This is a genomic window from Kitasatospora sp. NPDC001660 (genome assembly GCF_053596725.1).
The window spans coordinates 150,506-164,073 of the sequence record NZ_JBSFGU010000004.1 but is presented as its reverse complement, the minus strand read 5'-3'; the positions used below and the strand labels follow the sequence as shown (position 1 = coordinate 164,073).

General features: G+C 70.0%; 13 protein-coding genes. 8 read left to right on the top strand and 5 right to left on the bottom strand.

Annotated elements, in window-relative coordinates:
* Nucleotides 1-63 precede the first annotated feature (63 nt).
* Nucleotides 64-1,080, bottom strand: coding sequence for a mechanosensitive ion channel family protein (locus ACWCXH_RS06095; RefSeq protein ID WP_449800124.1), 1,017 nt, complete (start codon nt 1,078-1,080; stop codon nt 64-66).
* A gap of 139 nt (nt 1,081-1,219) precedes the next feature.
* Here ACWCXH_RS06095 and ACWCXH_RS06090 point away from each other — a divergent pair, with 139 nt between their 5' ends.
* The 3 genes from ACWCXH_RS06090 to ACWCXH_RS06080 all read left to right on the top strand — a co-directional run bounded on the left by ACWCXH_RS06090 (nt 1,220) and on the right by ACWCXH_RS06080 (nt 5,494).
* Nucleotides 1,220-3,997 carry an alpha/beta fold hydrolase gene (locus ACWCXH_RS06090; protein ID WP_449800123.1) on the top strand — a complete coding sequence of 926 codons (2,778 nt, stop codon included), beginning with the start codon at nt 1,220-1,222 and terminating at the stop codon, nt 3,995-3,997.
* Nucleotides 3,994-4,851, top strand: coding sequence for an ABC transporter permease (locus tag ACWCXH_RS06085; protein ID WP_449800122.1), 858 nt, complete (start codon nt 3,994-3,996; stop codon nt 4,849-4,851). Before ACWCXH_RS06090 ends, ACWCXH_RS06085 begins: the two co-directional genes overlap by 4 nt.
* 64 nt (nt 4,852-4,915) lie before the next feature.
* Nucleotides 4,916-5,494: a dienelactone hydrolase family protein gene (locus ACWCXH_RS06080; protein WP_449800121.1), complete on the top strand. Its 579-nt coding sequence runs from the start codon at nt 4,916-4,918 to the stop codon at nt 5,492-5,494.
* A gap of 58 nt (nt 5,495-5,552) precedes the next feature.
* Here ACWCXH_RS06080 and ACWCXH_RS06075 read toward each other — a convergent pair whose 3' ends face one another.
* Nucleotides 5,553-5,951, bottom strand: a complete 399-nt coding sequence (locus tag ACWCXH_RS06075; protein ID WP_449800120.1) for a hypothetical protein — start codon at nt 5,949-5,951, stop codon at nt 5,553-5,555.
* Nucleotides 5,952-6,040: 89 nt separating this feature from the next.
* Entirely contained in the window at nt 6,041-6,538 is a 498-nt protein-coding gene (locus ACWCXH_RS06070; RefSeq protein WP_449800119.1) for a hypothetical protein, read from the bottom strand.
* A gap of 302 nt (nt 6,539-6,840) precedes the next feature.
* Here ACWCXH_RS06070 and ACWCXH_RS06065 point away from each other — a divergent pair, with 302 nt between their 5' ends.
* Nucleotides 6,841-7,074 (top strand): hypothetical protein, encoded by a 234-nt coding sequence (locus tag ACWCXH_RS06065; RefSeq protein WP_449800118.1) that lies wholly within the window; start codon nt 6,841-6,843, stop codon nt 7,072-7,074.
* Here ACWCXH_RS06065 and ACWCXH_RS06060 read toward each other — a convergent pair.
* Together ACWCXH_RS06060 and ACWCXH_RS06055 are read right to left on the bottom strand one after the other, a co-directional pair.
* The gene (locus ACWCXH_RS06060; protein WP_449800117.1) at nt 7,058-7,258 is read right to left on the bottom strand and encodes a DUF397 domain-containing protein; all 201 of its coding nucleotides are present in this window, start codon (nt 7,256-7,258) and stop codon (nt 7,058-7,060) included. The genes ACWCXH_RS06065 and ACWCXH_RS06060 overlap by 17 nt on opposite strands.
* A 10-nt stretch (nt 7,259-7,268) precedes the next feature.
* A complete protein-coding gene (locus ACWCXH_RS06055; protein ID WP_449800116.1) occupies nt 7,269-8,117 on the bottom strand; it encodes a helix-turn-helix domain-containing protein in 849 nt (282 codons plus the stop codon).
* A 265-nt stretch (nt 8,118-8,382) separates the two neighbouring features.
* On the opposite strand from ACWCXH_RS06055, the gene ACWCXH_RS06050 reads away from it, so the two are divergent.
* The 4 genes from ACWCXH_RS06050 to dnaE all read left to right on the top strand — a co-directional run bounded on the left by ACWCXH_RS06050 (nt 8,383) and on the right by dnaE (nt 13,538).
* Nucleotides 8,383-8,745 carry an ATP-binding protein gene (locus tag ACWCXH_RS06050; RefSeq protein ID WP_449800115.1) on the top strand — a complete coding sequence of 121 codons (363 nt, stop codon included), beginning with the start codon at nt 8,383-8,385 and terminating at the stop codon, nt 8,743-8,745.
* Nucleotides 8,742-9,002, top strand: coding sequence for a hypothetical protein (locus ACWCXH_RS06045; RefSeq protein WP_449800114.1), 261 nt, complete (start codon nt 8,742-8,744; stop codon nt 9,000-9,002). The genes ACWCXH_RS06050 and ACWCXH_RS06045 overlap by 4 nt, the downstream gene beginning before the upstream one ends.
* 122 nt (nt 9,003-9,124) lie before the next feature.
* Nucleotides 9,125-9,868: a hypothetical protein gene (locus tag ACWCXH_RS06040; protein ID WP_449800113.1), complete on the top strand. Its 744-nt coding sequence runs from the start codon at nt 9,125-9,127 to the stop codon at nt 9,866-9,868.
* A 136-nt stretch (nt 9,869-10,004) separates the two neighbouring features.
* Nucleotides 10,005-13,538, top strand: a complete 3,534-nt coding sequence (dnaE, locus tag ACWCXH_RS06035; RefSeq protein ID WP_449800112.1) for a DNA polymerase III subunit alpha — start codon at nt 10,005-10,007, stop codon at nt 13,536-13,538.
* Nucleotides 13,539-13,568: the final 30 nt, after the last annotated feature.

Genomic DNA, 13,568 nt, shown 5'->3' with positions numbered 1-13,568 from the left:
AGTTCCCCGCGCCCCTTTCGGGGGCGCGGGGATTTCGCGTTCGGGGGACGGGGAGGGCGTTGGTCAGGGGGTGGTGCGGAGGCGGGGGAGGGCGGTGGGGTGTTCGTCGCGCAGGTAGGCGATGAGGTGTTCGCGGATGTCGAAGCGGAGTTGGGCGGCGTCGTCGGGGTTGCGGGCGGTCATGGTGGCGCGGACGACGATGGTGTTGGGGGTGGTGTCGGTGACGTTGAGGGCCCACTCGGCGCCGTCCCAGAGGGGGTGGGCCTCCAGGCGGGTGTGGAAGGCCTCGCGCAGGGTGTCGACCGGGGTCGTGTGGTCGAGGTGGAGCAGGACCGTGGCGAGGAGGCCGGGTTCGCGGCGGGTCCAGTTCTCGAACGGCTTGTTGACGAAGTAGGAGACCGGGACGATCAGGCGCCGGTAGTCCCAGAGCCGGACCACCAGGTAGGAGAGGGTGATCTCCTCGACGGTGCCCTGCTGGCCGTCCATCACCACGGTGTCGCCGATCCGGACGGTGTCCCCGAAGGCGATCTGCAGGCCGGCGAAGAAGTTGCCCAGGGCGCTCTGGGCGGCGATGCCCGCGACGATGCCGATGATGCCGGCGGAGGCGAGCAGGCTGGCGCCGACGGTGCGCATCGCGGAGAAGGTCAGCAGCATCACGGCGATCGTCACGACGACGATGGCGGCGCTCACCCCCCGGCGCAGCATGCTGATCTGGGTGTGCACGCGCTGCATGCGGGCCGGGTCAGCGGTGACCGTCTCGTAACGGCTGAGCAGGGCCTCCAGGAGTGCCACCACGACGCGGGCGGTCAGCCAGCCGAGGGAGGCGAGCAGGAGCAGGAGGAGCACGTGGTGTGCGCCGTCGTCGTTCTTCAGGCGGAAGATCCGCTTCAGTGGATTGGCGGCGAGCAACAGGGCTGTGACGACGGTGAGTTGGAGGGGGATGCGGCAGCGGCGGAGCAGCGGCCAGACCGGGGCCCCGGGGTGGCGGGCGGCGACGCGCTGGAGGACCTGGTCGACGGTCCAGCCGATCGCCAGGGTGGCGACGATGGTGGCGAGCAGGGTGATCAGCGGCCAGAGCACGGGTACCTCGCCGGGGGACTGGGGTCGGGTGAGCCGTACGATACCCGGGCATAGCGGGGTGGAACCGGGTGAAACGGGCAGCGGTTGGGGCGGGGGCTTTATCGGACGCCTACCCGTGCGGCCATTACGATCAACGGCCATGGAGTTCGGTGGCGCGTGGCGCCGGTGGCGCGGTCGCGGTGCGGTGGCGCGGCGGAGACTGCTGGCCGGTGCGGTGGCCCTGGTGGCCGTCGCGGGGATCGGCACGGCGGCGGTGGCGGCCGGTGGTGAGCAGACGGTCCACGAGGAGGATCGTTTTCTCAGCATGCCGGAGACACCCGGCAGCGCCCAGCAGGTGCAGCTGGACACCTCGTTCTTCACCACCGGCTCCACCCCGCGCCCGGCGGTCCTGCTCGCGCACGGCTTCGGCGGCTCCAAGGAGGGCGAGCGCGACCGGGCCGAGCAGCTGGCCCGGCAGGGGTACGCGGTGCTGACCTGGTCGGCGCGCGGCTTCGGGCACTCGGGCGGGAAGATCGGGCTCAACGCGCCCGACCGCGAGGTCGAGGACGTCAAGCACCTGGTGGACTGGCTGGCCCAGCGGCCCGAGGTGCAGCTCGACGGGCCGGGCGACCCGCGCGTCGGCATCACCGGCGCCTCGTACGGCGGCGCGATCTCGCTGCTGGCGGCCGCGTACGACCACCGGATCGACGCGGTGGCCACCCAGATCACGTGGTGGAACCTGGCCGACGCGCTGTTCCCGCAGGGTGTGCAGGGGGCGGGCGCGACCGACGGGGTGTTCAAGAAGCTGTGGGCCGGGATCTTCTTCACGACCGGCGCGGCGGGCGACCTCGGGCCGTCCGGGGGCGCGCCGCGCGAGGGCGGCCGGCCCACGGCGGACGACGGCGGGCCGGTCGGGTGCGGGCGGTTCCTGGAGTCGCTCTGCCAGATGTACGACCGGGTCGCCACGACCGGGCACGCCGATCCGGAGGCCGTCGCGCTGCTGGACCGGTCGAGTCCGTCCTCGGTGGCCGGGCAGATCAAGGTGCCGACGCTGGTGGTGCAGGGGCAGCAGGACTCGCTGTTCCCGCTGGACCAGGGGGACGAGATCGCGCGGGCGGTGGCGGCCAACGGCGCGCCCGTCTCGGTGGACTGGTTCGCGGGCGGGCACGACGGGGGCACCGACACGAGCGCCCGGGTGGACGACCGGGTGACTGCGTGGTTCGACCACTACCTGCGCGGGCGCGGGAACGACACCGGGCCGGCGTTCCGGGTCACCCGGACCGGTGGTGTCGACTCGACCGGGTTCCAGGCCGTGCTGCGCGGCGCCACGGCGGACAGGTACCCGGGGCTGGGCGGTACCGGTTCGCGGTCGGTGCAGCTGGGCGGCGGTGAGAAGACGCTCGCCAACCCGCCGGGCGGTGCTCCGCCCGGGATCTCGACGCTGCCGGGGATCGGGGCACTCAGCCAGGCGGCCTCGCTCGGGGCCGGGCTGTCGCTGGACTTCCCCGGGCAGAACGCGTCGTTCGAGTCGGCGCCGCTGGACGGCCAGCTGCACCTGACCGGGCAGCCGACCGTGCCCGTCCGGGTGCGGGCGGACCGGCCGGACGCGGTGCTGTTCGCGAAGCTGTACGACGTCGGGCCGGACGGGAAGGCGGTGCTGCCGCAGCAGTTGGCGGAGCCGTTGCGGGTCACGGGGGCGGATGCGGGGCGGACGGTCACGGTTGTACTTCCGGCCGTCGATCACACCTTCGCGGCGGGACACCGGCTGCGGCTCGTGCTGGCGAGCACCGACCTCGCGTACGCCTCGCCCGCCGAGCCGGCCACCTACCGGGTGGCGGTGGCGGGGGCGCTGAACGCGCCGACCGTCGAGGAGCTCGTCACCGAGGCGACGCCGCTGCCCGCGCGGACGTGGCTGCTGCCGGTGGCCGCCGTGGTGGTCGCGCTCGGGCTGGTGCTTGCGCCCCGGCTGCGGCGGCGCGCGCGGAGGGCCGGCGGGCCGGCGTACGACCCGGCGCTCGGTGACGTTCCGCTGCAGATCACCGGGCTCAGCAAGCGCTACAAGGGCTCGGTGGACCGGTACGCCGTACGGGACCTGGGCTTCCGGGTCGAGCAGGGGCAGGTGCTCGGGCTGCTCGGGCCGAACGGCGCGGGCAAGACCACGACCCTGCGGATGCTGATGGGCCTGATCCGTCCGGACGCGGGCGAGATCCGGATCTTCGGGCACCTCGTGCGGCCCGGCGCGCCGGTGCTGTCGCGGGTCGGTGCGTTCGTCGAGGGTGCGGGCTTCCTGCCGCACCTCAGCGGGCGGGCCAACCTGCGGCTGTACTGGCAGGCCACCGGACGCCCGGAGGGGGACGCGCACTTCGCCGAGGCGCTGGAGATCGCCGGGCTCGGCGGGGCGCTCGACCGCGCGGTGCGGACGTACTCGCAGGGCATGCGGCAACGGCTCGCGATCGCCCAGGCCATGCTGGGGCTGCCGGACCTGCTGATCCTGGACGAGCCGACCAACGGGCTCGACCCGCCGCAGATCCGCGAGATGCGGGAGGTGATGATCCGGTACGCGGCGGCCGGGCGGACCGTCATCGTGTCGAGTCACCTGCTGTCCGAGGTGGAGCAGAGCTGCACCGACCTGGTCGTGATGGACCGCGGGCGGCTGGTGACGACGGGCGCCGTCGGCGACATCGTCGGGGCCGGGGAGCTGCTGATGGTCGGTGTCGCCTCGTCGTTCGCGCCGGAGACGGTCGTCGAGAAGGTGGGCGCGCTGGCCGGGGTCGGTTCGGCGGAGGTCCTGGAGGGCGGGCTGCTGGTGCGGCTGGACGGGCTGGCGGCGAGCGAGCTGGTGGCCGAGCTGGTGCGGCTCGGGGTACCGGTGGAGAGTGCCGGGCCGCAGCGCCGGCTGGAGGACGCGTTCCTGTCGTTGATCGGAGGTGGGGCGTGAGCGGCGTCGTTTCGGCGGACCACGCCGAGGGGTACCGGGCGGGGCGGACGCTGCCGCTGCGGGTCGAGGCCGTGCGGCAGCTGCGGCGGCGCCGGACGCTGGTGATCGGCGGGGTGCTGGCGGCGATGCCGTTCATCGTCCTGGCGGCGTTCCAGATCGGCGGCACGCCCGGGCGGCAGGACCGGACCACGTTCATCGAACTGGCCACCGCGTCCGGGGCCAACTTCGCCACCACGATGCTGTTCATGGGCACCGGGTTCATGCTCGTGATCCCGGTCGCGCTGTTCTGCGGGGACACGGTGGCCTCGGAGGCCAGCTGGTCCTCGCTGCGCTACCTGCTGGCCGCGCCGGTGCCGCGGGCGCGGCTGCTGGCGCGCAAGTTCGTGGTGGGGATGGCGTTCTCGGCGGTCGCGGTGGTCATGCTGCCGGCGATCGGGCTGGTCGTGGGGACGGCCGCGTACGGCTGGGGGGACCTGAAGCTCCCGGCCGGCGTCAGCCTGCCGGCCGCGGAGGCGCTGCCCAGGCTGGCCGTCGCCGTGGCCTTCGTGTTCCTGAGCGAGATCGCGGTCGGGGCGCTGGCCTTCTGGCTCTCGACGGCGACGGACGCGCCGTTGGGGGCGGTGGGCGGCGCGGTGTTCGCATCGATCATCACCGGGGTGCTGGACGCCGTCACGGCGCTCGGGAGCCTGCGGGAGTGGCTGCCCGCGCACTGGCAGTACGCGTGGGCGGACGCCCTGCAGCCGCAGTTGGAGTGGGGCGGCATGGTGCAGGGCGTCTCGCTGTCGCTGTCGTACGCGGTGGTGCTGCTCGCGCTGGCGTTCCGCGGGTTCGCGCGGAAGGACGTGGTGTCGTAGGGGCCGGTGGGGGATGGGGGATCATGGGTGGGTTGCTGACCTCTTCTTTTGAAGGACCCAGACCGTGGCCCAGATCGTCCTCTTCCACTCCGCCTACGGGTTGCGCCCCGCCGTCCACACCGCCGCAGAGCGGCTCCGGGCCGCCGGGCACACGGTGCACACGCCGGACCTGTTCGACGGGCGGACCTTCGACGACATCGAGGACGGGCTGGCGTACCAGGACGAGCTCGGCGGGAACGAGGAACTGCTCCGGCGGGCGGTCGCTGCGGTGGCGCCGCTGTCCGAGGGCGGGCTGGTGTACGCGGGGTTCTCGCTCGGGGGTTCGCTCGCGCAGAACCTGGCGCTGGCCGACGAGAAGGCGCGTGGGCTGCTGCTCCTGCACGGGACGTCGGACCTGCGGGAGGATGCGGCGACCGACATCCCGGTGCAGTTGCATGTGGCGGAGCCGGATCCGTTCGAGACGGAGGACTGGTTGAACGCCTGGTACCTGCGGATGCGGAAGGCCGGGGCGGACGTCGAGGTGCACCGGTACCGGGGGGCGGGGCATCTGTTCACCGACCCTGACCTGGCCGACTACGACGCCGAGGCCGCCGGGCGCGTGTGGGCCGTCGCGCTGGAGTTCCTTGCGGAGCTGTCCGAGTAGCGGCCGGGTGCTCGGAAGCAGGCCACGGGCCTTGCGCTTCCCGCTGTGGTTCGTGAACTCAACTCCTGTGGGCCTCTTTCCTCTCGTCCGAGCCGCGAGCTCCGTGGCTGCTGTCGGCGAGATCCTTGTTGCCCGCTTCGGCGGTGGCCCGGCGATTGAGAACCTTCATGATCTCCACGGACAGCGTGTCCGCCAACGCGGGCACGAGAGCTTCCGCCAGGGCGGTGGCGAGGGTCTGCGCGAACAGCACGCGTTCCAGCTCCGACATCTGGGCGGAGGAAGGCTGGGACATCGAGGCCGCAGCCGCTTCGACCAGAGCCCAGGCCAACGGGTCCTTGCCGTACTTCGTCGCTGTCTTGGGCGGGATTCTGCTCTCCCGCATCATCTCCTCGAAGGCTTCGTCGATGAAGGCCTGTACCGGATCCCGTTCCGATTCTTCGCCGCGCTCGGCTGCCATGATGCTCTCCCTCAAGTCTTTGGTTGCCAGTGCAGGGCCTGCGCCCGGACTACGGCGCAGGCCCCTCGAACAGATCGTCGAGCGTGCTCCTAGCGGCGCATCAGGGCGGCCAGCAGCAGCGGGTTCTCGATGATGCTCTCGCTGCGCTCACCGCGGTCGCTGCGGCGATGCATCAGGGCGGCCATCAGGAGGGGGTTCTCGAAGAAGCCCTCGCCGCGCTCACCGCGCTCGCTGCGGCGATGCATCAGGGCGGCCAGCAGCAGCGGGTTCTCGAAGAAGCCCTCGCCGCGCTCACCGCGCTCGCTGCGGCGCTGCATCAGGGCGGCCAGCAGCAGCGGGTGCGCGATGCCGCTCTCGGCGCCCTCCTCGCGGCGGCGCGTCAGGGCGGCCAGCAGCAGGGGGTGCGCGATGCCGCTCTCGGTGCCCTCCTCGCGGCGGCGCGCCAGGGCGGCCAGCAGCAGCGGGTGCTCGATGGCGCTCTCGCCGCCCTCCTCACCACGCTCCCCACGACGGGACAGCAACGCTGCCAGCAGGACGTCCTGGGCCCCGACTCCCTCGCGGGTGGGGCTTTCCGTGATCGGACTCATGATTTCCCTTTCGGATGGGTGATTTGGAGCGGGAAGACGGGCGCCTTCGCCCGGCTACCTCAGCCATCGTCGGGTCGTGCCCCGCCCGGCGCATCTCCAGCCGACCGTCCGAGGTCCAAGGGAGCGAGCCGTCTCCAACCTGAAGTCGCCGGTCAGCGGGCTGGCATGGGGATGGGGTGGGGTGCTCGCGCTGGTCAGGGGCGTGATCGTCCGCCGTGCGGCCGGTTCGCCGGAATGGCGTCGTCGGTCGTCGACCGCCTCGTACGCTCCGCACGGGTGGTCGGCACGGGGAGGAGATGCCGATGGCGGAAGCGTCGGTGTGGGTGATGCAGCGGCGGGTGGTGCCGGCGGACCGTGCCGAACGCCTGCGCAAGGAGCCTGTCGAGATCGATGCCGAGGTGGCCCGACTGGAGGCCACGGACGTGGTGATCGGCCAGTTCATCGAGGCGGAACGGACCGGGCGGGTGTCCTTCTCCCGGCGGCCCATTGCGAGGAGCAAGGGGCCGCCGGAACGATTCGCTATGCGCGGGCGATGAAGTGGTCGAACTCGCTGGCCTTGATGGCGTGGAGGAGCGCGGCGAAGTGGGTGGGGGTGGTGCGGAGGATGACGTGGCCCTCGTCGGATTCGCGGAGTTCGACCGCCCCGTTGCCTGCGCGGACCTCCACGCAGTCGCCACCGGATCCGCTGAAGGAGGACTTCTGCCACTCGGTGTTGGTCATCGTGGGCCTTTCATAGGTCTCGTGCGATCTTGTGGATCAGATCGCGAGAAGCGGTCTCACTCAGTGCCGACGCTTCGGTGCGGTCGAAGATGGACCGATAGCTGGTCAGCTCGCTGACGGCATCAAAGTAGATGGATCCTCGGGACGACTCCAGCTCAACGGTGTCGAGTTCTGGGACCAGGCCGAAGGCGTAGGTGAGGTTCTCGACTGCGCCAGGGAATGTCTCCACATCGAACGGTACGACTCGGATGGTCATCCAGTGTTGCTCGGAGTCTTCGAGCAAGGAGACGAGCTGCTCCTTGAGGATCCGGGTGCCGCCGAATCGAGTCCAAAGGGCGGATTCGTAGATGAAGGCAGTCAGTTGCTTCCGGTCGCGGCGCAGGTCTGCCTTGCGCTGCATTCTGAAGGCGGTGCGGGCCTCCAACTCGTGCCGGGGGATGGGAGGGACCAGCCGGCCGAAGACCGACGAGGCGTAGCTCATGGTTTGGCAGAGGCCTGGGATGTGGGTGAGGACCCAGATCATGAGTTCGCGGGAGCCCTTCTCCAGCTCTGCGTTCTCAAGAAAGGCGTCCGGGATGGTTCCCCGGTACTCCTCCCACCAGCCCTTGGAACGGTCTTGGAGCGTGGACTCCAGAGCTTCGATCAAGGGCTGATTCATGCACTTGCAGGCGGCGGCGAAGGAGCGGAGGCGTTCTGGGCTCACGCCGACCTTGGCGGACTCCATCTGAGTCACCTGGGTCCTGTCGATGCCGAGAGCTCTGCTCAGCTCGGCGGTCGTCAGGCCAGCGGCCTCGCGCATCTTCCGGAGCTCGGTGCCGATGCGACGTTGACGGAGCGTCGGGTTGAGTCGTGGCGGCATTGGGTCCTTCCTCGCCGGTGTGCCCCAAGTCTGCCGCGCTGCTCGGGCGTGGGTCTACTTCGGGATGGACGGTAACACCCAGGGGTGAATCTGTCCGGTTCTGGAATCACATGTGATTCTGCTGATGTACGGTCGATGTCACATCGATCCGACGTGTCGTCAGTAACGCCTTCCGTCGCACCGCAGAGCAGCCATGCCCTCTTGCCTGGCCTGGCTCACGGTGACGTATCCGTCCAACACCACTTCACGCCTCGGGAGTTCTCCCATGCGTCACCTCAACACGCCCTCGCTCGGCCTCGCCCGCCAAACCCTCCGCGACCTGATGAACCGCGGCGGGTGGCCGCCCTCCGCCGTCTCCGACGCCGAGCTCGCGCTGGTCGAACTCCTCGTCAACGCCTGGCGCCACGGTGGCACCGCTGCGCCCCTCGTCTGCATCCTCGCCGTTCCTGAGACGCTCCGGGTGTCCGTTGCGGACGACAGCCCCTTGCTGCCCGAGCAGCGAACGCTCGCCGAACTCGCCGAGTCGGGGCGGGGGCTTCAGCTCGTCGACGGGCTGACCCACCGATGGGGTGTGGAGCCCCAGGAGCGTGGCAAGTTCGTATGGTTCGAGCTGGACTTCGCCGCATGAGCCGCCGCCGTCGCCACCCGATGAAGCCGACCGACCCCCGCGTCCGCCACTACACCGAGGTCCAGATCAAGGCCCTCATCGGTGAAGTCCACGAGCGCGGCAAGAAGTTCGGCCTCGTCTGGCCCTCCGCCACCACCGACACCACGCTCGACGGCCGCGTCCTCGTCCGCTTCAACACGGCGCCGGTCACCACTCTCCTCAACCTCCTCAACCTGCTGCTCGACGCCGAGCGGGACGACGATTCGTGCGTTTCCTGATCGCCGCCGCCTTCCTCGTCCTCCTCGCCCTCGCGATCGCCACCGTCGCGCTCGGCGTCATCACTGCTCTCAGGGCGACTCCGCCCGACGACGACAGGTGACCTTGGGGGACGATGGGGGGCGTGGCAGAGCGGAGATACGAGTACGCCCCGGCGGGGACCCTCCCCGGGTTGTTGCAGCGGGGCCGGGGCCTGGGTGCCCGGATGGCGGCGGAGGCCCCGGCTGCCGCTGCCGACCTGGTGTACGGGTGCATTCGCTGGGAGTGGCGGTGGGACTCGCAGGCGGACCACCGGTCCTTGTATCTCGCTCGGCTGGTCAGGGACCTGGAGCTGCCGGTCGGGCCGGTGGTGGAGATGCTGTCCGGAGGGGCGGAGGTGCGCGAGCGGGCCGCCCGGGTCCTGGAACTGCTCGCGGACGAGGCCCGGGAGGGCGGGCCCGCGTTGCCGGTGCCGTCGGTCGAGCACGAGGAGCGGGACGTCCCGGCGCTGATCGCCGGGCTGGAGCGGTGCTGGGTGGAGCAGGCCTGGTGCGGGCCGAGCGCGCTCGCCCGTCGGCTGGCGCCGTTCGGAGCGGAGGCGGCGGGGGCGGCGTCGCTGCTGCGCCGCTTCTGGCTCTGGACGCCGCACTCGTACGAGCGGGCCGCGTACCTGGAGGCGCTCGCGAAGGTGGCGCCCGTCGGGCTGGACGAGGTGTACGTGGAATGCCTCTGGGACTGTGAGGCGAACAGCCGACTGTTGGGGGTCGAGAACGCTCCGTTGCGGGCTGGGGTGCGGGAGCGGCTGGCCTACCTCCGCGACGATCCGATGGAGGAACCGGCGGTCCGTGAGGCTGTCGCGGTGCGAATCGGTGGGGGCGGGGCGGGCTAGAGTAGACGCGTGAACGTGTGAGTGATGGTCCGGGCCCCGGGAGGTGGTTCGGGCCACATCTGTTTCCAGGGATCCCCTGTGACCTGCGCGTTCGCCGGCCCACCAGACAAAGCCCAGAGCCTCCGGAGGCCCCGCCTTGAGCGATCAGCCGTTCGCGCATCTGCACGTCCACACCGAGTACTCGATGCTGGACGGTGCCGCCCGGTTGAAGCAGATGTTCAAGGAGGTCGAGCGGCTGGGACAGACCCACGTCGCGATGACCGACCACGGGAACATGTACGGCGCCGCCGAGTTCCACAAGCAGGCCACCGCCGCCGGGATCACCCCGGTGATCGGCATCGAGGCGTACGTCGCGCCCGAGTCCCGTTCCAACACCAAGCGCATCCTGTGGGGCCAGCCGCACCAGAAGAAGGACGACGTCTCCGCGTCCGGCGCCTACACCCACAAGACCATCTGGGCCCGCAACAAGGAGGGCCTGCACAACCTCTTCAAGCTGACCTCGCGCTCGTACTCCGAGGGCTGGCTCGTGAAGTGGCCCCGGATGGACAAGGAGTTGATCTCCGAGCTGTCCGGCGGCCTGATGGCCACCACCGGCTGCCCGTCCGGTGAGGTGCAGACCCGGCTGCGGCTGGGCCAGTTCGACGAGGCGCTCAGGTCCGCGGCCGACTACCAGGACATCTTCGGCAAGGAGAACTACTTCCTGGAGCTGATGGACCACGGCCTCGACATCGAGAAGCGGGTCCGCGACGGCCTGTTGGAGATCAGCAAGAAGCTGGACATCCCGCCGGTGGTCACCAACGACTCCCACTACACCACCGAGGCCGACGCCGGCGCCCACGACCTCCTGCTGTGCGTGCAGACCGGCAAGAACCTCTCCGACCCGGACCGCTTCCGGTTCGACGGCACCGGCTACTACATCAAGTCGGCAGCAGAGATGTACGCGCTGGACTCCTCGGACGCCTGGCAGGAGGGCTGCCGCAACAGCCAGCTGCTGGTCGCCTCCCGGGTCGACACCGAGGGCATGTTCACGTTCAAGAACCTCATGCCGCGCTTCCCGATCCCGGAGGGCTTCGAGTCCGAGGCGGACTTCTTCAAGTCCAAGGTCTGGGAGGGCATGGACTGGCGCTTCCCGGGCGGGTACGACGAGGAGCACAAGAAGCTCGCCGAGTACGAGATGGACACCATCATCCAGATGGGGTTCCCGGCGTACTTCCTCGTGGTCGCCGACTTCATCATGTGGGCCAAGAGCCAGGGCATCGCGGTGGGCCCAGGCCGTGGTTCGGCCGCCGGTTCGCTGGTCGCCTACGCCATGGGCATCACCGACCTCGACCCCATTCCGCACGGCCTGATCTTCGAGCGCTTCCTCAACCCCGAGCGCATCTCCATGCCCGACGTCGACATCGACTTCGACGAGCGCCGGCGCGGTGACGTCATCCGCTACGTGACCGAGAAGTGGGGATCCGACAAGGTCGCCATGATCGTCACGTACGGCACCATCAAGGCGAAGGCCGCCATCAAGGACTCCTCGCGGGTCCTCGGCTACCCGTACGCGATGGGCGACCGGATCACCAAGGCGATGCCGCCGGACGTCATGGGCAAGGGCATCCCGCTGTCGGGCATCACCGACTCCTCGCACCCGCGCTACGGCGAGGCCGGCGAGATCCGGGGCCTGTACGAGACCGACCCGGACGTCAAGAAGGTCATCGACACCGCGCGCGGCATCGAGGGCCTGATCCGCCAGCCCGGTGTGCACGCGGCCGGCGTCATCATGTCCGCCGAGCCGCTGACCGACCACATCCCGGTCTGGACCCGGCACACCGACGGCGTCACCATCACGCAGTTCGACTACCCCACCTGTGAAGGCCTCGGCCTCCTCAAGATGGACTTCCTCGGCCTGCGCAACCTGACGATCATGGACGACGCCGTCAAGGCGATCGAGAAGAACAAGGGCATCAAGATCAACCTGCTTGATCTGCCCCTGGACGACAAGCCGACCTACGAGCTGCTGGCGCGCGGCGACACGCTCGGCGTCTTCCAGCTCGACGGCGGGCCGATGCGCTCGCTGCTGCGCCTGATGAAGCCCGACAACTTCGAGGACATCTCGGCCGTGCTGGCGCTCTACCGGCCCGGTCCGATGGGCGTCAACTCGCACACCAACTACGCGCTCCGCAAGAACGGGCAGCAGGAGATCACCCCGATCCACCCGGAGCTGGAGAAGCCCCTGGAGGAGGTGCTCCGGCCGACGTACGGCCTGATCGTCTACCAGGAGCAGGTGCAGAAGGCCGCGCAGATCCTCGCCGGGTACTCGCTCGGCCAGGCAGACCTGCTGCGCCGGGCCATGGGCAAGAAGAAGAAGGAGATCCTGGAGGCGGAGTTCGTCCCCTTCCAGAAGGGCTGCCGGGAGCGCGGCTACTCGGATGCCGCCATTCAGGCGGTGTGGGACGTCCTCGTCCCCTTCTCCGGCTACGCGTTCAACAAGGCGCACACGGCCGGCTACGGACTGGTCTCGTACTGGACGGCGTACCTCAAGGCGAACTACCCGGCCGAGTACATGTCCGGCCTGCTGACCTCGGTGAAGGACGACAAGGACAAGTCCGCGGTCTACCTGAACGAGTGCCGCAAGATGGGCATCCAGGTGCTGCCGCCGGACGTCAACGAGTCGGACTCGGACTTCACGCCGCACGGCAGCGACACCGTCCGGTTCGGCCTCACCGCCATCCGCAACGTCGGCGGGCCGGTCGTCGAGTCGATGATCCGGACCAGGAAGGCGAAGGGGAAGTTCACCTCGTTCCCGGACTTCCTGGACAAGGTGGAGTCGGTGGTCTGCAACAAGCGGACCGTCGAATCGCTGATCAAGGCCGGCTCGTTCGACTCGCTCGGGCACACCCGCAAGGGCCTGAGCGCACAGTTCGAGCCGATGATCGACAACGTCGTCGGGGTGAAGCGGAAGGAAGCCGAGGGGCAGTTCGACCTCTTCGGCGGGGACGCGAGCGCGGACGAGCCGAGCTTCGGGCTGGACGTGACCTTCTCCGAGGAGGAGTGGGACAAGGCCTTCCTGCTCACCCAGGAACGGGAGATGCTCGGCCTGTACGTCTCCTCGCACCCGCTGCACGGCATCGAGCACGTGCTCGCCGACAAGGCGGACTGCGCGGTGGCGGACCTCGCGGAGCGGCCGGACGGGACGATCGTCACCATCGGCGGCATCATCTCGGGCCTCCAGCGGAAGATGACCAAGCAGGGCAACGCATGGGCGATCGCCACGGTCGAGGACCTGGCCGGCTCGATCGACTGCATGTTCTTCCCGGCGAGCTACCAGCTGGTCTCGTCCCAACTGGTCGAGGACGCCGTGGTGTTCGTGCGCGGCAAGCTGGACAAGCGGGAGGACGTGCCGCGGCTGATGGGGATGGAGCTGGCGGTTCCGGACCTGTCGAACGCGCACGCCGAGGCGCCGATCGTGATCAACATCCCGAGCGTGAAGGTGACGCCGCCGCTGGTGGCGCGGCTGGGCGAGGTGCTCAGCAGCCACCGGGGGACGACGGAGGTGCGGTTGCGCCTGGAGGGCGCTCGGACGACGACGGTGCTGAGGCTGGACCGGCACCGGGTGAAGTCGGATCCGGCGCTGTTCGGGGACCTGAAGCAGTTGCTCGGGCCCAGCTGTCTGGCCGGCTAGGCGGAACCGGGGCGCTCACGGAGGTGGGCG